Source organism: Actinomycetota bacterium (assembly GCA_041658565.1).
GTDB lineage: Bacteria > Actinomycetota > AC-67 > AC-67 > AC-67 > JBAZZY01.
Genome location: JBAZZY010000010.1, coordinates 37,094 through 57,570 on the forward strand (window position 1 = coordinate 37,094; position 20,477 = coordinate 57,570).

The following is a 20,477-nucleotide window of genomic DNA, read 5'->3' on the forward strand; positions in this document are numbered from 1 at the left end:
TGCCTCATGAGGCAGGGGCCTCCGCAGGCCGACTCTGATCATTGAGGGCTTTGTATTGACGAGGTGGTCCGTGTGCGCATCCTGCTGATCGACGAAGACGCATCCACGATCGAGTTGTGCCGACTCGCCTTCGAGTCGGAACGGCATGACCTAAGGGCCGCGCCCGCGGATCGCGATGCCATTCGTGCGGCGGTCGCTCCTCACGTCGATGCGATCATCCTCGACAGTGCGTCCACCGGCATCCGAGACGGAGAAGACCTGATCGAGATGCTGCGATCCATCGAGGGCGCGCGCGCGACGCCGTTCGTCGTACTGACGGCGCGCGCGCGTCTGGAAGACGAGATCCGAGCGTGGGAAAGAGGTTCGGATGCGTTTGTGCGCAAGCCGTTCTCACCCGTCGGCCTGATCGACGTGGTAGTCGCGGTCGCCGACATGACGCCGAAGGAGCGGTGCGTGAGGAGAAACGCGATGCTCCGCCGAGTCCGAGCCGTGCACGATCGAGTCGCATGGGCCCGTGAGGAGCGAAGGATGCACGCGGGGCTGGGATCCCTTACTCCGGTCGAGCGTCGCGTCGCGAATCTGGTCGTGGAAGGCGTGCGCCTCAAGCCGGCTTGCGCGCGCCTCGGCGTCGCGGAAGGCACGTACTGGGCCCACAAAGGCGCCATCCGCCGGAAGCTCTCCGTCCCGCGCAACGAACCACTCGAGTCATTCCTGCGTCGCCTGGGATCGCCTTCAGAGTGTCAACGCGTCGGCTGACCGGATCCGGCCGGTGCCTCCTGTCAGAAACCCTCGCGCGCGGCGCGGTGGCAGACACTCCGCGTCAGATCTGCTGGACGGCCACGCCGTCCGCGCGCGCGGCGAGCGCACGCAGGTCCGTCAGATCTTGAGTGAGGACGATCCCATCGGACTCGGCCATGGCAACAACGATGGCATCGACGGCTGAGCCGCGTCGCGCGCGCGCGCGAAGAGCTGCCGCGCGTCGTGCGATCGCCACGGAAACCTGCTCTTCGACGAGACACATCTTCAGGAATCGATTGGCGTTCGCATCACAGCCCGCATGACCCGCGAGTGACTCGACGAGCACCGGTGAGGGAACCACGGGAGGCCACATCCCAACTTCCCGAAGGGCGGTGATGCGCGCAACCGCCATCGTCGATCGCTCCGCCAGGCGCGAGACCGCACCGGAATCCAACACGACTCCGCTCAATCAGCCGGCCTTCGATCTCCGACTGGTCGCGCGCTTTGCGAGCGACCGCGCCGCGCGCCACTCGGCCGGCGAGGGTTCCCCCACCTCGGCCACGAGATCTGCCAGGTAGTGCTCGGTGTGCAACTCCGCAGCCCGTCGCCTGACCTCCGCGCGCACAGCGTCCTGGAGCAACTGCGAGGCGGGAAGGCCGTGCTCCTTGAGTTCCCGGTAGAGATCGGCCGGCAAGTACACCTGAACCCGTGGCATACGCCTAACTATACACCCTAGAGACGACCAGCGTCTGCAGGGCATTCAAGACTTCATCCGGTCGGCACTCGATCATCGGGTTGGAAGAAGACGAATCGCTCCCACGCCTCCGGATAGCATCCGCGGACCCCTTCAGGAAGCTCGGTCACTTCCTCGGTCCGCAACATATCCACCGTGAGGGCCGACGACTGCTGACCAAGGCGACGCCCATCAAGCTCATAGGTAATGTCGACTCCCCGGACAACGTGATGCCCGGGCTGCTTTGCCCGCAAGAAGAACGCGACCGCGAACTTGTCTCCGACGTCCACCCGGAGGTTTCGGATGTTGTACGTCGGCCCAAACCCGGCGGGTGGCCAATGCGTACAGATGTATCCCGGGGACAGGCCTCCCGTTGTCACGTACCGATCGCTACGCAGGAAGTCGATGCGGGCCGCGAGCAGTTCCACCGAGTCCGGCATCTCATGAGGGCGCGCGCCAAGGAGCGTGACCAAACGCTGCACGGTGAAGACCTCGGCCTGAACGAATTCCACCACATCCAGGGTGTTCGGAGACTCGACGAGGACGCGTGCGCTGCGGGACACCAGAGCATCGCCTTCCGCGGCCTGCTCGACCGCACCACCCCCGCTGCACGCCACAAGCGCTACGAGGGCAATGATGAGGACGCGTTCGCTGCGGAACACCACTCCGCCTCCCGAAGACCCTCCCATGGCTCGCACGCTAACACGCGGCGGAATGTCGCGGATCTTACGCAATGAGGGCCGCGCGAAGCGCGGCCCTCATTGCAGCGTTGCGCGCGTTAGCTCAGAGACTTCACTGCCAACTCGGCGGCCTCGGTGGGGTTGGTGCCCACCTTGATGCCGAAGGACTCGAAGGTTTCCTTCTTCGCCTTCGCCGTGCCCTTGGATCCGCTGACGATCGCGCCGGCGTGGCCCATCCTCTTGCCTTCAGGCGCGGTGAACCCTGCGATGTACGCAGTTACCGGCTTGGTGACGTTCTCGGAGATGAACTTCGCAGCCTTCTCTTCTTCGTCGCCGCCGATCTCGCCGATCAGCACGATGGCCTCGGTCTCGGGGTCGGCCTGGAACAACTTCAATGTGTCGATGAAGTTCGTCCCGACGATCGGGTCTCCCCCGATGCCGACGCAGGTGGACTGCCCGACGCCGGCCGAGAACATCTCGTACATGACCTGATAGGTCAGCGTCCCAGAGCGCGACACCAAACCGATGGGACCCTGTCCGGTGATCTCGCCGGGGATGATGCCGAGGTTCGCCTTGCCGGGAGAGATGAGACCCGGGCAGTTCGGACCGATGAGCGTCACGCCCTGCGCGCGCACGTACGGGTAGACCTCGGCCATGTCGCGGGCCGGGATTCCCTCGGTGATGCACACCACGAGCTGACATCCCGCAGCCACGGACTCCACGATCGCGTCGGCCGCGAAACGAGCCGGCACGAAGATGAGCGATGCATTCGCGCCTTCCTTGGCGACGGCGTCGGCGACGGTGTCGAACACCGGAACCTTGCCGTCGATCGCGGTCTGGCCGCCCTTGCCCGGCGTCACGCCCGCGACGATGTTGGTGCCGTACTCAATGTTGCGCCGAGTGTGGAACGTTCCTTCCGAGCCCGTGATGCCCTGCACCACAACGCGCGTGTTCTGATCGAGCAGGATGCTCACGATGCCCTCCGCTTCTTGGCAAGTGCGACCGCCTTGGCGGCGGCTTCCAGCATGGTCGCGGCCGGCACGACCATGTCGTGGTTGCGCTCGGCCAGGATCGCGCGACCGGCTTCGGCATTGGTGCCGTCCAGTCGCACGACGATCGGAACCTTCACGCCGCCGAGCAAGTCAATGGCCGCGAGGATTCCCTTGGCAACTTCATCGCAGCGAGTGATGCCGCCGAAGATGTTGACCATGAGCGACTTCACTTTGCGGTCGGACAAGATCACGCCGATCGAGTTGGCCATGACCTCCGCGTTCGCGCCTCCACCGATGTCGAGGAAGTTCGCGGGCTTCCCGCCGGCTTGGGCGACGACATCGAGCGTGGACATCGTCAGTCCCGCGCCGTTGCCGATCACGCCGACGAATCCGTCCAGGCTCACCCAGTTGCCGAGCCCCTTCTCCTTCGCCGCGCGCTCCTGCTTGGAAAGGCCGCTGCTGTCCTCGTACTTCTCAAAGTCCGCGTGACGGTAAAACGCGTTCTCGTCGAGCGAGACCTTCGCGTCGAGCGCGATCGCCTCACCGGTTGACGTGAGCACCAGCGGGTTGACTTCGACCAGCGAAGCGTCCGACTCCACGAACGCGGTGTAGAGCTTGGCAAGCAGCGCGCCGACGGCCTTGTGCGCCGAGGTGGGGATCTTGCCTCCGTAGAGCATCGCGCGGATGTGCGACGGCTTCAGCCCGACGAGTGGATCGATGTGCACCTTCGCCAGGAACTCGGGCTCCTCGGCCGCGACCTGCTCGATGTCCATGCCACCCTTGACGCTGCACATCCCAAGGTAGGCCTTCGCGCCACGGTCGAGCATGAACGACGCGTAGAACTCGGAGGCGATATCGCCCGCGCGCTCGATCAGGACTTCGCGGACCTTGTGGCCCTTGATGTCCATCCCGAGGATCTCGCCGGCGTACTGCGCGGCTTCCGCCGGGGTCTTGGCAAGCTTGACGCCGCCGGCCTTGCCGCGACCGCCGACCTTCACCTGTGCCTTGACGACGACCGGACCGCCGAACTTCTCGGCGATCTGACGCGCCTTCTCCGCACCGCGGGCCGGCTTGCCCTCTGGTACAGGAATCCCGAACTTCTTGAACACTTGTTTACCTTGGTACTCCGTTAGGTCCACTAGGCAGCGCTCCCTATTGTCTTGCGTAGCCACTCGACGATCTCGGACGTCGCCGCCCCTGGAGTGAAGATCGCAGCGATCCCCTTCTCTTGAAGCACGGCAATGTCTTCCTTGGGAATGATGCCGCCGCCGAAGACGATGACGTCGTTGACGCCGCGTTCGCGGAGCAGATCCAGCACCTTGGGAAACAGCGTCATGTGCGCGCCCGAGTGAATCGACAGGCCGACGGCGTCGGCGTCCTCTTGAATAGCGGTCTCCACGATCTGCTCGGGAGTCTGGTGAAGGCCGGTGTAGATGACCTCCATCCCGGCGTCGCGCAACGCGCGCGCGACGACCTTGGCTCCTCGATCGTGCCCGTCGAGTCCCGGCTTGGCGACGACGACGCGGATCTTTCCTGCAGGCACGGCGGCCTCCGTTTGTCCTGTCGGGTTCTGCCGGTGATGATACGGGCGCTTGTGAAAGCGCCGCAAAATAGGGGAATCCATGAATCCGACGACCGCGCGCGACTGGCTCGATTTGGTACTGGACCCCGGCTGGGTCGAAATCGACGGCGACGTCGTCTCGGCGGACCCGCTGGGGTTCCCCGGATACAGCGCGCAACTCGCGCGCGCCCGCGCAGCCACAGGCACGACCGACTCGGTCCTCACCGCCTCCGGCGCCGTAGACGGCAAGCCGATCCTCGCCATCTCCTTCGAGTTCGCCTTCCTCGGCGGCTCGATGGGCGTGGCGACCGGGGAGCGCGTTGCCAGGGTCTTCGAGCGCGCGGCGGATGAGCGCACCCCGGTACTCGCGCTGACGGCGAGCGGCGGCGCGCGCATGCAAGAAGGCATGTTGGCGCTGGCGACCATGCCGGGAACGCTTGCGGCGCGCGAACTCCTCGCCGCCGCGCACATTCCGTTCATCGCGTACCTGCGCAACCCGACGACCGGCGGGGTATTCGCGTCTTTCGCCTCAAGCGCCGACCTCGTGTGGGCGCAGCCTGGGGCGACCATCGGCTTCGCCGGTCCGCGCGTTTCCGAGACCGTCACCGGAGAGCCTTTGCCGGAAGGATCCCACACCGCGGAGTCGGCGCTCGACGCTGGGTTGGTGGACGCCCTGGTCGAACCGGCCGAGGTGCGCGCGCGCCTAGCGCGCGCCCTTTCGGCCCTAGCCCCCGCCTCCACCCGAAAGGCACGCCTGCTGGGGGACCTCGCACCTCTGAATAACTCCCCCACCGGGGGCTCTGGACACCCCGAGCCCCCCGCGGCGACGGCGATCGGTGCGTGGGAGCACGTGGTGCGCGCGCGTCGCGCTGATCGCCCCACCGGAACCGACTACGCCGGGATCTTCGAGCCGCTTCGCCGCGGCGGCATCGACCCCACCATCGTCACCGGGCTCGCGACCGTCGGGAGCGAATGCGTCGTCGCGATCGCACAGAACCGGTTTGCGGAGCACGGGCGCCCCACACCGGCGGGGTACCGGCGCGCGCGCGAGGCAATCGCGACCGCGGAGCGACTTGGGCTGCCAATCGTGACCTTCGTCGATACCCCGGGCGCCGATCCGGGAGCGGCCTGCGAGCGCGACGGGATCGCACGCGAGATCTCGCTCACGTTCTCGGCACTGCTGCGCGCGACGGTTCCCACGGTGGCGTGCGTCGTAGGCGAGGGTGGCAGCGGCGGAGCGCTCGCGCTCGCGACCTGCGATCGCATCCTCATCCAGGAGAATGCGATCTTCTCGGTCATCGCCCCGGAGGGCGCCGCAAGCATCTTGCGGCGTGACGACATCGAGGCCGTCGCACGTGAGCTTCGCCTGACGGCCGACGATCTCGCCGGCCTCGGGCTGGCCGACGCCGTGGTTCCGGAACCGGCGGGCGGAGCACACATGGACCCGGCAGGCGCGCGCGCGCAAGTCCAAAACGCAATCCTTTGGGCCTGCATTGCAGCGGCCGAGGGGCCGCATCCGGACCCGGTACGAAGGACGCGGTGGCGCGCGGCGGGGAGTCCGAAGTGACATCCCCCACGAAGCGTCACAACAAGAGAGTCCGGCCACCCAGGAAGATCGTTCGCCCAGGTCGAATGGGGCCACAGTGGATCATCGGCTCCATCGCCCTGGCGGCGGTCATCCTGGTCACAGGGATCCTGCTACTGGTGGTTCAGCCTCGATAACCGCGCTTCGGGTCAGCGCCCAAGTTGCCGATAGACTCCGCAGGTAGCAACGGGTATGCGGAGGACGCAACGATGATGAAGCCCGACCTCGACCGGGTTCGCGACGACGCCGTCGCGGCGAGCCGAGTCCTGAAGCGTGCAGCGCTACGTCCGCGCACGTATCCGGGATTCGCTCGCGAAATCGCTCGGGTCGGCATGCACCTTGCCATGTATCCCGCCGGCGTGGTGTCCGACGCGCTCAAGATCGACAACGTCGTGCGCCTCGGCGATGGCTACAACTCGCGAACTCCGCTGCGCTACCTCGAACCTGAAGCAGCGTCCATGCCGATCATTCTGGTCCACGGCGCAATGCACAATCAAAGTGCTTTCACGGCCATCAAGCGCGCACTGCGGCGCTACGGCTTCCGCAACGTCTACACGATGAACTACAACATGATCGGCCGCGATGTCGAGCAACTGGCCGCGCAGTTGTCCAAACACGTTCAAGAGATCATGCACCGCACGCAAGCGTTGGGCGTGCATCTAGTCTGCCACTCGCTCGGCGGCGTCGTCGCGCGCTACTACATCCAGGAACTCGGCGGCGACGAGTTCGTACACACGTGCGTGACTATCGGCTCGCCGCACAAGGGAACCCACGCAGCGCTTGTCGGACGAGGGGCGATGCGCCAACTCCGGCCGCACTCACCCCTGTACGACCAACTTGCTCGCTCGACACGCGAGATGCCGGTGAAGTGGGTGTGCTTCTACTCGAACCTGGATTCGCTTGTCTTGCCGTCCTCAAACGCCAAGCTCGAAGAGCCCGAACTACACGCGACAAACATCCTGGTCAAAGACCATGGGCACTTGAGTCTGCTGTCGTCGCGGGCCGTCATTCGCCGGATCGCCGACGCACTGGCACGCATGGGGGATGAGAAGCCGGTCGACCAAGCACCTGAAACGGTGACGCACCGCGCCTGAGACTACTCGTCCCCGCTGCTGCGACGACCCGGACGCTGCAAACGCCGCTCGACCGGCTTGAGCGCAAGCGAAACCAACACGATGCCGACGGCGGTCCCGGCTCCCACGTAGAAGCCGAAGCCCACAGCAAGTCCCACCGCGGCCGTCACCCACAGGCTCGTCGCGGTGGTCAGCCCTCGAACGGACCCCCCGTGACGCAGGATCGCACCTCCGCCGATGAACCCGATGCCGACCACGACCTGTGCGGCGATGCGAGTGGGGTCGATCCCGGCCACCGAAGTTCCCGCAGGGCCGAGAAACCCGTAGACCGACACCAAGGTGAACAAACACGCGCCGACAGAAACCAGCGTGTGGGTTCGAAGCCCCGCGGGGTGATCACGTAACTCGCGCTCCAGCCCTACCAGGGCGCCGAGCACACCGGCCACCAAGAGCCGGAAGACAACGTCGAAGTCGCCGATCATCTCTCGGGAAGCACGAGGTCCCAGCCGGGTCGGATCACATCGGGGTTGAGAAACCGAGAGCCGGCCTCAAGCGAGCGGCCTCGGTTACGTTCCCAGATATCCGGCCAGCGCGTGGGATCGCCAAGTTCCCGCCCGGCGATCCTCCACAACGAGTCCCCCGGGGCCACGGCGACTGAGGGCACCGCTGAAGCAGCAATCGGAGCGACAACCGTCGAAGGCGCGACCACACGAGAAACCGTCACCGAACGGCCCGGCACGGGCTGCACGGTCGCGGTGCCCCGAGCCGCCGCAGTCACAAGCGTCATCGCCAGCAGGACGACAAGCGCGGCCGCGGTTCCAAGGCGGCCTCCAAGTCTGCGTCGACTACGGCGCGCCGGAATCGGGGCGGGGAACACCCCCACAGCGGCCTTCGCCGGAGCAGGAGCAGGAGCCCGCGCCTCGGCCGCAAGCCGGGGAGCCGGAGTGAAATCGACCCGAGAATCGGCCTCCCAGGCTTCCAGCGCACGCGAAACCGCGTCCGAGGACAAGGGCACGCCGACGACGTGTCGATCGGCCTTGAGCAAATGCAGTGCGGGTGCGTGCCGGACGTCAACGCCAACAAGGAGCGCCTCGCCGTTCATGGTTTCCCCTTCTTCTTTGGGGTTGGTCCACCGACGGTTCGCTCCGCTTCGCTATGTCCGAAACCGTGCCTGCGGGGAACCCCCGACAGAACGCCCAGTCACGGACAGGCTCCACTTTAGGAACACGAGTTAACAAGTCAAGCATCCTGGAACTTCACTCACACCACGATGCGTGAGCGTTCAACCACGGACAGTGGCCGGGCTACGCCTTCTTCAGAGGGGCGTAGGCGAGCAAGAGGCGCTTGGCGCCTTCTCCGGGGAAGTTCACCGTCGCCTCAGCGTTTGTTCCCGAGCCGCCGACCGACACGACGATCCCTCGTCCGAACCGGTCGTGGAAGACCTCTTCTCCAACCGTGACGTGAAGCGCCGTGCCGGGTCCGGTCGAGGCGCGCGCCGGAGCCACGTGGGCGCGCGCGGGCACGGACGGCGCGCGCGCCGCGGGAACCGACGATCGCCCCCCAAATGAACTCGGGGCGACGGACACGGGCTCGTCCTCTTCGCCAATGTCCTCGAGCAAGCCCTCGGGGATCTCGGCGAGAAATCTCGACGGGGGGTTGTAGTTGGTGCCGCCCCACAGGGTCCGGCACCACGCGTGGGTCAGCACGAGGCGCTCGCGCGCGCGCGTGATCCCGACGTAGCACAGGCGCCGCTCCTCCTCGAGCTGATCCGGGTCCGTCATCGAGCGGATGTGAGGGAAGATCCCCTCCTCCAATCCAGTCACGAAGACCACGGGGAACTCCAGCCCCTTGGCGTTGTGCAGGGTCATCATGGTGACCCTTCCCTCGTCGGCGACGACCTCGTCGGCGTCGCTCACCAGTGACACCTGCTCAAGGAACCCGCGCGCGCCGCCTTCGGGGTTCTCCGCGGCGTACGTCGCCGCCGTTCCGACCAACTCCTGCAAGTTCTCGATTCGGCCCTGGGACTCGATGGTGTTCTCGGCTTCGAGTTCGGCGAGATACCCGCTGGCCTCGATCGCGCGCTGGAGCATCTCGGACGGCCCGGCGTCGGCCTCGGCCATTTCGCGCAGCGAGCGTGCGAGGGAGCCGAACTCGGTAACGGCGCCGCGTGCGCGCGCCGACAACCCCGACTCGTCCACGCGGTCGACCGCGTCGCTCACGGTGACGCCCTGGGCGCGCGCGAACTGCACGAGGGTTGCGACCGTCTGATCCCCAATCCCGCGCTTGGGAACGTTGACGATCCGGCGCAGCGACACCTCGTCGGCAGGGTTGACCGCCAGGCGCAAATACGCGAGCGCGTCCTTGACCTCCTTGCGCTCGTAGAACTTCAGCGACCCGATGATTCGGTAAGAGATCCCGAAGCGAGTGAAGGCTTCTTCCAGAGCGCGCGACTGCGCGTTGGTCCGGTAGAACACCGCGACATCGCCGAACGCGCGATCTTCCTCGTCACGAAGTCGATCGATCTCGCGGCCGACGAAGGTCGCCTCGTCTCGCTCGTCGTCGGCATGAAAGCGGACGATCGGCTGCCCCTCCCCCGCGTCGGTCCACAGGTTCTTGGGCTTGCGCTGGCGATTGTGCTCGATCACCGCGTTCGCAGCCGAAAGGATCGTCTGCGTCGAGCGGTAGTTCTGCTCGAGCACCACCACGCGCGCGTCGGGAAACACGTCTTCGAAACGCAGCACGTTGCGGAAGTCGGCGCCGCGGAAGGCGTACACACTTTGGTCGGCGTCGCCGACGACGCAGATGTTGCGGTCCCTCCCGGCGAGCATTCGCACCAGTTCGAACTGCGCAGCGTTGGTGTCCTGGAATTCGTCGATGAGCACGTGCCGGAAGCGATCCTGGTACTGCTCCAACACATCGGGGAACAAGCGGAACAGATGCACGACGTTCAGGATCATGTCATCGAAGTCCATCGCATTCGCCTTGCGCAACCGCTCCTGATACATGCGATAGACGTCTGCGATCTGACGCTCCAGGAAGTTCGACGCGCGCTCGGCGAACGCGTCCTCGTCGAGCATCTCGTCCTTGGCGCGGCCGATGGCATTCGCGAACGAGCGCACCGGGAAGCGCTTGAGGTCGACCTCCAACTCGCGCATGCAGTACGCCAGCAGACGCTCCGAGTCGCCCGAGTCGTAGATCGTGAAGTTGGACGTGTAGCCCAGGCGCACGCCCTCGCGACGAAGGATGCGGCCACACGCCGCGTGGAAAGTCATGACCCACATCGCCGTCCCCAGCCGGTCCCCGACCAGACGTCCGACGCGCTCGCGCATCTCTTGCGCGGCCTTGTTGGTGAAGGTGATCGCCAGCACCGAGAACGGCGAGGCGCCGCGCGCGCGGATCAGGTGCGCAATCCGATGAGTAAGCACCCGGGTCTTCCCCGAGCCCGCTCCGGCAACAATGAGCAGCGGGCCGTCGCCATACTCGACGGCCTCTCGCTGACCGGGATTCAGTCCACCGAGCAATGCATCGCCCGCGGAGAACAAGGGGGTGGGTTCCACTGTCGCCATTATCGCCGACCCGCTCGGGGCGCGCGCCGCCTCGGAATCAACTCGGCGGCCCCACTTGCGGGCGCTACTCCCACTCGATGGTCGCCGGAGGCTTCGACGTGATGTCGTACGCCACGCGGTTGACGCCCGGAACTTCGGCGATGATCCTCGACGCCATTCGCTCCAACAGGTCGTAGGGCAGACGAGCCCAGTCGGCCGTCATCGCGTCTTCGCTCGTGACCGCCCGGATGACGATCGGGTGCGCGTACGAGCGTTCGTCACCCATGACGCCGACGGTACGCACATCGGGCAAGATCGCAAAAGACTGCCACAACTCGCGCATCAGTCCCGCTTTGCGAACCTCGTCGAGCACGACCGCGTCTGCTCCGCGCAAGATCTCCAGCTTCTCCGCGTCCACATCACCAATCACGCGAATCGCAAGGCCCGGCCCCGGAAACGGTTGCCGCCAGACGATCTCGTCGGGAAGCCCCATCTCCTCACCGATCGCCCGAACTTCGTCCTTGAACAAATTGCGCAAAGGCTCGACGAGTTCGAAGTCCATGTCCTCGGGGAGACCGCCGACGTTGTGGTGGCTCTTGATCTTGGCTGCGTCGCGCGTGCCGGACTCGATGATGTCGGGGTACAGCGTCCCTTGGACCAAGAAGCGCGCGCCGGCGAGATCGGTGCGAGCGACTTCCTCGAACACCCGGATGAACTCCTCGCCGATCGCCTTACGTTTGCGCTCGGGGTCACTGACGCCGGCCAGCCGCCCGAGGAAACGATCCTGCGCCTTCACGTGGATCAAGTTGATTCGGAAGAGGCGCCGGAAGGTCTCCTCCACCTGTTCGGCCTCACCAGCCCGCAGGAGTCCGTGGTCGACGAAGATGCACGTGAGGTTGTCGCCGACGGCCTTGTGCACCAGCACCGCGGCCACCGAAGAATCCACGCCGCCGGAGAGCCCGCATACGATGCGCTCACTCCCCACGCGTTCGCGAACCTCGCGCACGGCTTCTTCGATGATCGAGACGCGAGTCCACACCGGCCGCGCGTCGCAGGCTTCGTAGAGGAAGTTCTTGAGCAGATCGAGTCCGCGCGGCGTGTGCGCAACCTCAGGGTGGAACTGAACTCCGTACAACCCCCGCGCGCGATCTTCGAACCCCGCCACGGGCGAGGACTCAGACGAAGCCGTCACCTGGAAGCCCTCGGGCGCGCGCACGACGACATCGCCGTGACTCATCCAAACCGTCTGCTGCTCCGGCAACCCCTTGAACAGCGAAGGCGTACCGAGCACCTGCAGGTCGGTCTTGCCGTACTCACGGGTACCGGTCTTGGCGACCTCGCCACCGAGGGCCTTGGCCATGGCCTGCTGCCCGTAGCAGATACCAAGCACAGGAATGCCCAGCTCAAAGAACTCGGGGTTCACGGCCGGAGCACCCGCCGAATAGACGCTCGCCGGACCGCCCGACAAGATCAGCCCGCGCGGCGCGCGGCGGCGGATCTCATCGACGGGAACGTCGTGAGGAAGGATCTCGGAGTAAACCTTGCACTCGCGAACGCGGCGCGCGATCAGTTGTGCGTACTGCGCGCCGTAATCGATCACGAGAACGGAATCAAAGGAGGATGCGTCCACGGTGCGCGCAGTATAACGCTCGCGTGCCCGGGCCGAATCGGCCGCTAGCCGGCGGGGTCGGACTCCGCCCGCTCCGGCGGCACGGCCGGCCGAGGCGGCTGAGCCGGCAAGGCTTCAGCCGGGTCTCCCGGCGCGCGCGGGATCTGGGGGAGGTCGGAACGCCGGCGCTGCGGAAGCGCCGGCGCAGCGGCCGAAACCGGCAGCAACACGGTGAACGTGCTCCCACTGCCCAACTCACTTTCCAACTGGACCGACCCGCCCATCGCCAGCGCAAGTTGTCGCACGATGAACAGCCCGAGGCCTGCTCCGCCGGTCTCCATGCGCAAAGGGTCCTCGAGACGCTTGAATTTCTCGAAGATCTCTTCAGTGCGGTCCGGCGGAATGCCCCGACCCTCGTCGCGCACTCTGATCTGTATCCACTTCCCCGTCTGCTCAGCCTCGACGTCGACCGGAGCCCCATCGTCGGAGAACTTCACGGCGTTAGAGACCAGGTTGGCAACGACCTGCTCGATTCGAATCGCATCACCCAGGACCGTGAGGTCCTCCGCCGCCTGAAAGCGGAACTCCCGCGAGGGGTGCGAGACGCGGAACGACCGCAGCGCGCGCTCGACCACCGGAACGACCGCAACCGGTTGCCGATTGACCTCCGGCATCCGCCGCTCGTCGGTGTTCGCGATCCGCGACGCCAGCAGCATGTCCTCAACCAGCCGCGCCATGTGATCGGTCCGCTCCAGAATGGACTGCACGGCTTCGCGGCGACGCTCGCTCGGCAAATCGTCCATGCGGCGAAGCAACAACGACGCGTATCCCTTGATCGGCGTGAGCGGAGTCCGCAACTCGTGCGAGACCGTCGAGAAGAAGTCGTCCTTCAACCGATCGACTTCGCGCTGCCGGGTCACGTCGGTGACGACCAAGACATCAAAGGTCAGCTCTCCGCGCTCGTCGAACCCAGGTCCGTGTTGAACGCGCAGCCAACGCGGAGTCCCGTCGGCAGCGATGATCTCGATGTCGACCGGCTCGCCCTCAGCGGAAACGTCGATCGTAAGCCACTGGCCGAAGACACCCTTGCCTCGCAGCAGATAGGACAGCGCTTTGCCGGTCGCTTCCTCGCGCGACACGCCGGTCGCGCGCTCCATCGAAGGGCTCCACAAAAGGACGGCCCCCGACGCATCGGCAAGCACGATCCCTTCGCTCGAATGCTCCAGAATCCGGCCGAGCTTGGTGGACTCCTCCTCCATCTTGCGCGACAGTTCCTTCTCTTTGACCCAGCCTCCAAATGCCAGGTGCAGAGCAAGCGTCGGGGCGAGAACGGCCGGCAACAACTCGGGCCGCGTCAGATACAGGGACACCGCCACCATCCCGACCGCCGAGTTGCCAAGACCGAGGGAGAACGACATCCCCCCCTCCTCCGCGAGAACCTTCCGCAGCGGACGATCGGTCGTCGCGGCGATGATGGCCGAGATCGTCACCAAGTTGCCGGCCGTGAAGATCGCCATCCCGGCCACGATCGCAAGCAACCCGGCCGTCGAATCGAAGTCCCCACCGCCGAAGGTGTGGTACAGCCCGATGGCCGGGACGATCCCGACCGCGTACTGACCCAGGTTGAAGATGAACTTAACTAGTGGCCGGCGCCGAATCACGAGCGCCACGGCGAGCCCGCCGATCGAAACCAACGCCGCCATCGAGGCCGGCAGCAGCACGATGTCGGCAACGACCGCCAGTTCGAACAACGTGAGCATCTCGGCCGACCGGCCGTGGCGATAGCGGATCGCGACGAGTTCCGACACTGCCGTCAAGCCGAGCAGAAGCCCGGCCTGATGCGCCGATGTCCCCGAGAACGACGGCGGATCGGCGAGACACGCGGCCGCCAAGGCAACGGCCCCGCCGATCGACACTGCCCAGATGAGAAGAGTTGTGGCTTGTAGCTGTCTCCCCCGAGTCACGAGTGCAGCCTACCCCCAGCCGTCTGCATCCCAGCGACGGGCGTCCCAGCGGCGTGCGTCCCACTGGCCGGCATCCCAACGCCTGGCGTCCCAGCGGCGTGCATCCCAGCGGCGTGCGTCCCAACGGCGCGCGTCCCAACGGCGCGCGTCCCAGCGGCGTGCGTCCCAACGCCTGGCCGCCCACTGCCTGGCCGCCCACTGGCGCGCGGCCCACTGCCTGGCCGCCCACTGGCGCGCGGCCCACTGCCTGGCCGCCCACTGGCGCGCGTCCCAATCGTTCAAGTCCCAACGACGGGCGTCCCAGCGACGCGCTGCCCACTCCTGCGCCCCGTCGGCTCGGCTTCGGACCCACTCCGCATCGAGCCCGCGCGGCATCCACGGCTTGTCGAGTTCGCCGAGATCGGGAACCGGCGGAAGCTCCGGCATTTCTCCATCGAAGAGGACTGCTTCGTTCGCGTCGACCTCGCCGGCTCCGACCGAGTCGGGGTCGCCGTCGGACACGTCCGCTGCCGTCGCCTGCATTAACGCCTTGACTTCGTCCGGCGACAGTTCAGGCTTTGCTTGCAGGATGAGCGCAGCCGCACCGGCGGCAGCCGCCGAGGACATGCTCGTCCCCGAGCCCCTGAAGTATGCGTCGTCCACGCGTGCCGACGGGTACTCCTCGTCGATCGTCGAGCCCGGGGCGCGAAGTGAGACGAGGTGCTCGCCCGGCGCAGCGATGTCGGGCTTCTCGTCGCCCCATCGCGTCGGACCGCGGCCTGAGTATTCCGAAACCGTGTCGTCGCCCTGGGAACCGGTCGCGTGGTCGTCAACCGAACCGGCCGTCAACAGCACCGGGTCTTCGCCCGGAGAAGCAATCGTCTTCGCGTCGGGACCCTCGTTGCCGGAGGGAACGACAACTACGATCCCGCGCGCCCACAACTCGCGCAACGCGTTGGTCAGCGGATCGAGTTCCGGCGGCAACGGCGACTCGGAGTGCAGCGCGAGCAACACGACGCCCACGTTGAACCGGTTGGCCGAGACGTCTACGAGCTGGATCCCCGCCAGCACCTGTCCGAGACTCGTCATCCCCGAGCGATCCGCGACCTTGACCGACATCAAGTTCGCCTCGGGAGCAACCCCGACGTACTTCCCGTCGGACGATGCCCCGTTCCCGGCGATGATGCCCGCCTGGAACGTGCCGTGTCCGTAGGTGTCTTCGAGACTCCGCTCTTTGGTGAAGTTGGCGCGCGCAACCACGCGGCCACGAAGGTCGGGGACGTCGGCGATGCCTGTATCGATCAGCGCCACCGTGACACCGCGGCCGGTGATCTCCCGACTCCACAGTGCCGGCGCGCCGACGGCTTGCGGGTACGCCGAGACGAGTGCGTCGCCGTACGATGCGCTCTGCAAGTGCAGGGTTCGGTCGGGAACCACAATGGCGCGCGCGGACAGTTCGTCCATGCGAGATTCGGGCACGCGCGCAGAGACGCCGCCGATGATTGGCAGAACGTTGTCGATCTCGCCGCGGGCTCCGAGAGTCAGATCAACCGCGGACGTAGCGTCGCGGCTCATCACGATCACGGGGACGTAGCGGCCAAGAGCCTCCACAGCCGGCGCTCCGCCAAGAACCAGCAGCAACGCCACAACCATCGTCGTCGCCAGACGGCGAACTCGATGCTGCTCCGCAAACACGAGCGTCGTCATGCCGCCACCCCCGACGTCAGATCGTGGACAACGTTGATCAGGTCTTCGGGCTCGAACGGCTTATTCATGTAGTAGTGACAGCCGGCGCTCCAGCCCTTCCATGTGGAGTCGGGATCGTCGAGCGCGGTCAGCATCACGACGGGGAGTTCTCGAGTGCTTTCCTGGGCGCGGATCTTCTCGAGTACAGCGAACCCGTCCATGCCCGGCATCATCACGTCGAGCACAACAAGGCTCGGAGTGCGAACACGGATGCGCTCGAGCGCGGTGGCACCATCGCCCACCGCCTCGACCTCATAACCTTCCATCTCCAGCGTGTGCTGGAGCAGTGTTCGGGTGGCGAGGTTGTCCTCCACGACCAAGATCCTCGGACTACTCATCGTCGTCCCCTGTGTCCGCCAAGACCGGCAAAAGCTGCCTGTCACTGGTGTATATATCGGCGCTCTTCGCGAATCCCTCCAGACCAGGAGCGGTGCTAAATGAGCGACACGAAATGACTAGAAGAGCGGGGACTTCGGTCGGTTTCGGACGAAATCGCGGAAGCGAGGACTACTCCGAGCGAAGCAGCGCAAGGTCCGCGAGGTCGTAGCGATCGAAGTCGTCGGGCGGCCCGCCGGAAAGAAGGGCACCGATCGATATGTCTTCTATCGCCCAGAACATCACCGACGTCTGATATCGCGAGTGGTATCGGTGGTCGGGATCCTCATGCGCGTACTTGCTGGTGTAGCCGAGGTTCACCAGCGCGAGCAAGTGCCCGACCTCGTGCGTGAGCACCGACCGCTCGATCGCCCCCGGCTGCACGAGTGAGGTGGAGGCCGAAGAAATCTGGTCGGCGAAGATCGCCGCTCCCGAGGCTTCGTACGCCACTCCGAGAGTCGAGTCATCCCCCTGCAAGGTTCCGTTCAAGTACACGATCCACATCGTTGCCGTCTGCGCCGACGAGTGGATCGTTCGGTACCGGCGCTCGAGGCGCCCGATCTCTTCAATGGAGTATGCATCCGACGTCGGCGAGAACTCCGGGCCGACGCGAAGCGTGATTCCACCCGGCTTGTCGGCCTCCCGGCGCAAGATCGAAAGGACGTGATCCAACGCGGCCTGCGAAGGGCGGCTGCCGCTGGTGTAGGCGACCTGGATCTCCAATGCGCGCGCCGGCGACGCGCGCAGGTACGACCGCGCCATCTCACCCACCCCGCCGGAGTCCTGGTAGACGCGGCTGGAAGGCGTCGAAGACGCCACTCCGGTGCCAGTGCCGCGCGCCGCAGTGGGAGACGGACCGACGCGCGCCGGCGATGCCGCGGACGACCCGCCGGAGCGACGGGGTGACGGAACACCCGAACCGTAACCAGCCGACGGCCCGGTCGGAGCCGCGCACGCCGTCAGAACCAACGCCGCTACGGCCGCAAGGCCGAGTGTCCGAAAGACCCGGGCGCGCGCCCCGATGACGCTCATCCCATTCCGACGCCCTGGGCCCGCTGGTAGGTCTTGCCCTCAGACATGAACGACGCGCTCACAGCAACCTCCACCCGCTGAAAATCGCGGATGTTCTGGTAGCCGCAGTCGGCCATGCTCGTCTGCAAGGCGCCGAACAGGTTCATGGTCCCGTCGTTGACGGGAGCGGGTCCAAGCAGGATCTCACGAAGCGTTCCGGCAATACGCGTCTTGACGCGGGTGCCGCGAGGAAGTTCGGGGTGGAACGTGGCCATGCCCCAGTGGTAGCCGCGGCCGGGAGCCTCCGAGGCGCGCGTCAACGGCGAGCCGATCATCACAGCGTCGGCTCCGCATGCGATCGCCTTCGAGATGTCGCCGCCGGTGCGCATTCCCCCGTCGGCGATGACGTGCACGTACCGACCGGTTTCCTGCAGATGGCGCGTGCGCGCGCCCGCAGCATCGGCGATCGCCGTCGCCTGCGGAACGCCGATCCCAAGAACGCCGCGAGTCGTGCACGCGGCGCCGGGACCGACGCCTACCAAGACGCCGACGGCGCCGGTGCGCATCAAGTGCAGCGCGGTCTCGTAAGACGCGCAGCCTCCGACGATGACCGGCAGTTCGTACGACGCGATGAACTCCTTCAAGTTCAACGGCTCCGTACGCGTCGAGACGTGCTCGGCCGACACCACCGTTCCCTGGATCACCAGGATGTCCAACTCGGCGTCCAGGGCGATCTTGTGGAACCGCTCGACGCGCTGGGGCGTAAGCGACGCCGCAGCGACGACCCCGGCATCCTTGATCTGGCGAATACGCTTGTGGATCAACTCATCCTTGATCGGTGCGGCGTATATCTCTTGCATGCGGTGAGTCGCCTCGGCATCCGGGAGGGTCGCGATCTCCTCGTAGATCGGATCCGGGTCCTCGTACCGAGACCACAGGCCCTCGAGGTTGAGCACCGCAAGACCACCGAGCTGGCCGATCTCGATCGCGGTCGCGGGAGACACGACCGCATCCATTGCGGACGCAAGCAACGGAAGCGAGAACTTGAAGGCATCGATCTCCCAAGAGGGATCGACGTCGTCCCGGTCGCGCGTCCGCCGTGAGGGAACGATCGAGATCTCGTCGAATCCGTACGCGCGCCGCGCCGTCTTGCCTATCCCAAGTTCAACTTCCGCCATGCCGTCCTCCAAAGATCAAATGCGCGCCGCCGACGGTCCGCTCGCCGGTCCCCAAAGAGTAACGGAGAAGCCGCCACGGCGCAGGGACGCCCCAAAATGCGCGAAGAGCGGCACTCGGCCGCCCTCCGAACATGTATTCAGTTCTTACTTGCTGATCTTGGCGAGCACGTCGCGCGCACTCAGCACCAAGTACTCCTCGCCTTCGACCTTGACCTCGGTGCCGCCGTACTTGGAGTAAATGACGCGGTCGCCGACCTTGACGTCCACGGGGACACGCGTGCCGTCCTCGAAGCGCCCGGGACCGACGGCCACGACTTCGCCCTCTTGCGGCTTCTCCTTCGCGGTGTCCGGGATGATGATCCCGCCGGCAGTCTTCTGGGTCCCCTCGTCGAGCGGCCGGACGACAATCCGGTCCTCAAGAGGCTCGAGGTTGAACGCCATGTATATCCCTCCCTGGTCTATGCCTGTTTCAAAGCCTGATGGTGATGCTTAGCACTCACCCCAAGGGAGTGCTAAGCGGCAACTATAGAGTTCGGCGCGCAGGCCAGTCAACCCGCCGGACGCTCGCTCGCCTCTCGCTTCACCCCTTCCGGGCCCCTGCATGATTTGACGGCGCTAGTATGTTCGGGCAGCCTAACATTCACTACAGGGTTCCCCTTACAGGAGAGGAAACAGAATGGCGCGGCGGATCATCATCATCGGACTTGCGCTGCTGGCGCTCACCGCGGCTTCCTGCTCCACGCCGAATCGGGAGGCCAAGCCGGGCGGCAACAAGACGCCCTCCGGGGCGATCACGGTTTACTCGGGGCGCGAGAAGGACCTCGTCGCACCCCTGTACGAGCGATTCACAGCGGCAACCGGCATCACGGTCAACGCCCGCTACGGGGACACCGCGGAACTCGCGGCACAGATCCTCGAAGAGGGTTCGGGCTCCCCCGCCGACGTGTTCTTCGCGCAAGACGCGGGGGGACTCGGCGCCGTATCGGCGCGAGGGCTCTTCGAGCCACTCGAGGAAGCGATCACAAACAAAGTCGAGTCTCGGTTCCGCGCGAGTGATCGATCTTGGGTGGGCGTCTCGGGGCGCGCGCGCGTCGCCGTCTACAACACCGAGACCTTGAAGAGGGAAGACCTGCCGACTTCAATCCTCGGCTTCACCGATCCGAAGTGGAAGGGCAAGATCGGTTGGGCACCGACGAACGGGTCGTTCCAAGCGTTCGTGACGGGCCTGCGAATCCTCAAGGGCGACGATGCTGCGCGCGCGTGGCTTCGCGGACTCAAGGCCAATGACGCACAGGTCTACCCGAAGAACACGCCGATCGTCGAAGCTGTGAATGCGGGCGAGATTCAGGTCGGATTCGTCAACCACTACTACGTGCTGGAGATGATGAAAGATAACCCCGCGATCAAAGCGGCGAACTACTTCTTCTCCGGCGGAGATCCCGGATCGCTCGTCAACGTCGCCGGAGTCGGAATCGTGAAGACGTCGCACAACGAGGCTGCAGCGCGACGCTTCGTGGAATACCTGCTGGAAACGGAAGCCCAGGAGTTCTTCGCGACCGAGACCTTCGAGTACCCGCTGGTTGCCGGCATCAAGGCCGACCCGCGCCTTCCGGCCTTGACCGCCCTTGAGCCTCCGGCCATCGACCTCTCCCAATTGAAGTCGCTCGAGGCGACCTTGACCATGCTCAAAGACGAGAACATCCTGTAG

At 65.8% G+C, this 20,477-nt stretch carries 20 protein-coding genes; 4 read left to right on the forward strand and 16 right to left on the reverse strand.

Annotated features, from left to right (window positions below; translation table 11 throughout):
- Positions 1–72: 72 nt before the first annotated feature.
- Positions 73–756: a response regulator gene (locus WDA27_07265; GenBank protein MFA5890734.1), complete on the forward strand. Its 684-nt coding sequence runs from the start codon at positions 73–75 to the stop codon at positions 754–756.
- A 64-nt stretch (positions 757–820) separates the two neighbouring features.
- Here the strand turns inward: WDA27_07265 and WDA27_07270 are convergent, their stop codons facing one another.
- The 6 genes from WDA27_07270 to WDA27_07295 all read right to left on the reverse strand — a co-directional run bounded on the left by WDA27_07270 (position 821) and on the right by WDA27_07295 (position 4,686).
- Positions 821–1,207 carry a hypothetical protein gene (locus WDA27_07270; protein MFA5890735.1) on the reverse strand — a complete coding sequence of 129 codons (387 nt, stop codon included), beginning with the start codon at positions 1,205–1,207 and terminating at the stop codon, positions 821–823.
- Positions 1,208–1,453 (reverse strand): type II toxin-antitoxin system CcdA family antitoxin, encoded by a 246-nt coding sequence (locus WDA27_07275; protein ID MFA5890736.1) that lies wholly within the window; start codon positions 1,451–1,453, stop codon positions 1,208–1,210.
- A gap of 53 nt (positions 1,454–1,506) precedes the next feature.
- Positions 1,507–2,160, reverse strand: coding sequence for a hypothetical protein (locus tag WDA27_07280; GenBank protein ID MFA5890737.1), 654 nt, complete (start codon positions 2,158–2,160; stop codon positions 1,507–1,509).
- A gap of 89 nt (positions 2,161–2,249) precedes the next feature.
- The gene (gene sucD, locus WDA27_07285; GenBank protein MFA5890738.1) at positions 2,250–3,125 is read right to left on the reverse strand and encodes a succinate--CoA ligase subunit alpha; all 876 of its coding nucleotides are present in this window, start codon (positions 3,123–3,125) and stop codon (positions 2,250–2,252) included.
- Positions 3,122–4,282: an ADP-forming succinate--CoA ligase subunit beta gene (sucC, locus tag WDA27_07290; GenBank protein ID MFA5890739.1), complete on the reverse strand. Its 1,161-nt coding sequence runs from the start codon at positions 4,280–4,282 to the stop codon at positions 3,122–3,124. Before sucC ends, sucD begins: the two co-directional genes overlap by 4 nt.
- Positions 4,282–4,686 carry a cobalamin B12-binding domain-containing protein gene (locus WDA27_07295; GenBank protein MFA5890740.1) on the reverse strand — a complete coding sequence of 135 codons (405 nt, stop codon included), beginning with the start codon at positions 4,684–4,686 and terminating at the stop codon, positions 4,282–4,284. Before WDA27_07295 ends, sucC begins: the two co-directional genes overlap by 1 nt.
- 79 nt (positions 4,687–4,765) lie before the next feature.
- On the opposite strand from WDA27_07295, the gene WDA27_07300 reads away from it, so the two are divergent.
- Positions 4,766–6,271, forward strand: coding sequence for a carboxyl transferase domain-containing protein (locus WDA27_07300; protein ID MFA5890741.1), 1,506 nt, complete (start codon positions 4,766–4,768; stop codon positions 6,269–6,271).
- Between the two features lie 227 nt (positions 6,272–6,498).
- The gene (locus tag WDA27_07305; GenBank protein MFA5890742.1) at positions 6,499–7,383 is read left to right on the forward strand and encodes an alpha/beta fold hydrolase; all 885 of its coding nucleotides are present in this window, start codon (positions 6,499–6,501) and stop codon (positions 7,381–7,383) included.
- A 2-nt stretch (positions 7,384–7,385) separates the two neighbouring features.
- Here the strand turns inward: WDA27_07305 and WDA27_07310 are convergent, their stop codons facing one another.
- The 10 genes from WDA27_07310 to groES form a co-directional block, all read right to left on the reverse strand.
- The gene (locus tag WDA27_07310) at positions 7,386–7,844 is read right to left on the reverse strand and encodes an MgtC/SapB family protein (GenBank protein MFA5890743.1); all 459 of its coding nucleotides are present in this window, start codon (positions 7,842–7,844) and stop codon (positions 7,386–7,388) included.
- The gene (locus tag WDA27_07315) at positions 7,841–8,464 is read right to left on the reverse strand and encodes a hypothetical protein (GenBank protein ID MFA5890744.1); all 624 of its coding nucleotides are present in this window, start codon (positions 8,462–8,464) and stop codon (positions 7,841–7,843) included. Before WDA27_07315 ends, WDA27_07310 begins: the two co-directional genes overlap by 4 nt.
- Positions 8,465–8,666: 202 nt before the next feature.
- Positions 8,667–10,919, reverse strand: coding sequence for a DNA helicase PcrA (pcrA, locus tag WDA27_07320; GenBank protein ID MFA5890745.1), 2,253 nt, complete (start codon positions 10,917–10,919; stop codon positions 8,667–8,669).
- Positions 10,920–10,992: 73 nt separating this feature from the next.
- Positions 10,993–12,537: a glutamine-hydrolyzing GMP synthase gene (gene guaA / locus WDA27_07325; protein ID MFA5890746.1), complete on the reverse strand. Its 1,545-nt coding sequence runs from the start codon at positions 12,535–12,537 to the stop codon at positions 10,993–10,995.
- A gap of 44 nt (positions 12,538–12,581) precedes the next feature.
- Positions 12,582–14,480 carry an ATP-binding protein gene (locus WDA27_07330; GenBank protein ID MFA5890747.1) on the reverse strand — a complete coding sequence of 633 codons (1,899 nt, stop codon included), beginning with the start codon at positions 14,478–14,480 and terminating at the stop codon, positions 12,582–12,584.
- 9 nt (positions 14,481–14,489) lie between these two features.
- Positions 14,490–16,166, reverse strand: a complete 1,677-nt coding sequence (locus tag WDA27_07335) for a S8 family serine peptidase (protein MFA5890748.1) — start codon at positions 16,164–16,166, stop codon at positions 14,490–14,492.
- A complete protein-coding gene (locus tag WDA27_07340; GenBank protein MFA5890749.1) occupies positions 16,163–16,543 on the reverse strand; it encodes a response regulator in 381 nt (126 codons plus the stop codon). The genes WDA27_07335 and WDA27_07340 overlap by 4 nt, the downstream gene beginning before the upstream one ends.
- Positions 16,544–16,712: 169 nt before the next feature.
- On the reverse strand, positions 16,713–17,612 hold the full coding sequence (locus WDA27_07345; protein ID MFA5890750.1) for a hypothetical protein: 900 nt from the start codon (positions 17,610–17,612) through the stop codon (positions 16,713–16,715).
- A complete protein-coding gene (locus WDA27_07350) occupies positions 17,609–18,769 on the reverse strand; it encodes a GuaB3 family IMP dehydrogenase-related protein (protein MFA5890751.1) in 1,161 nt (386 codons plus the stop codon). Before WDA27_07350 ends, WDA27_07345 begins: the two co-directional genes overlap by 4 nt.
- 144 nt (positions 18,770–18,913) lie before the next feature.
- A complete protein-coding gene (gene groES, locus WDA27_07355) occupies positions 18,914–19,210 on the reverse strand; it encodes a co-chaperone GroES (protein MFA5890752.1) in 297 nt (98 codons plus the stop codon).
- A gap of 235 nt (positions 19,211–19,445) precedes the next feature.
- Between groES and WDA27_07360 the strand changes: the two genes are divergently transcribed.
- The gene (locus WDA27_07360) at positions 19,446–20,477 is read left to right on the forward strand and encodes an iron ABC transporter substrate-binding protein (GenBank protein MFA5890753.1); all 1,032 of its coding nucleotides are present in this window, start codon (positions 19,446–19,448) and stop codon (positions 20,475–20,477) included.

Coding starts and splice junctions, on each gene's coding strand:
- WDA27_07345 (MFA5890750.1), bottom strand. CDS start 17,612: ATGAGCGTCATCGGGGCGCGCGCCCGGGTCTTTCGGACACTCGGCCTT.
- WDA27_07340 (MFA5890749.1), bottom strand. CDS start 16,543: ATGAGTAGTCCGAGGATCTTGGTCGTGGAGGACAACCTCGCCACCCGA.
- WDA27_07280 (MFA5890737.1), bottom strand. CDS start 2,160: ATGGGAGGGTCTTCGGGAGGCGGAGTGGTGTTCCGCAGCGAACGCGTC.
- WDA27_07300 (MFA5890741.1), top strand. CDS start 4,766: ATGAATCCGACGACCGCGCGCGACTGGCTCGATTTGGTACTGGACCCC.
- WDA27_07305 (MFA5890742.1), top strand. CDS start 6,499: ATGATGAAGCCCGACCTCGACCGGGTTCGCGACGACGCCGTCGCGGCG.
- groES (MFA5890752.1), bottom strand. CDS start 19,210: ATGGCGTTCAACCTCGAGCCTCTTGAGGACCGGATTGTCGTCCGGCCG.
- WDA27_07350 (MFA5890751.1), bottom strand. CDS start 18,769: ATGGCGGAAGTTGAACTTGGGATAGGCAAGACGGCGCGGCGCGCGTAC.
- WDA27_07335 (MFA5890748.1), bottom strand. CDS start 16,166: ATGACGACGCTCGTGTTTGCGGAGCAGCATCGAGTTCGCCGTCTGGCG.
- WDA27_07315 (MFA5890744.1), bottom strand. CDS start 8,464: ATGAACGGCGAGGCGCTCCTTGTTGGCGTTGACGTCCGGCACGCACCC.
- WDA27_07275 (MFA5890736.1), bottom strand. CDS start 1,453: ATGCCACGGGTTCAGGTGTACTTGCCGGCCGATCTCTACCGGGAACTC.
- WDA27_07310 (MFA5890743.1), bottom strand. CDS start 7,844: ATGATCGGCGACTTCGACGTTGTCTTCCGGCTCTTGGTGGCCGGTGTG.
- WDA27_07360 (MFA5890753.1), top strand. CDS start 19,446: ATGGCGCGGCGGATCATCATCATCGGACTTGCGCTGCTGGCGCTCACC.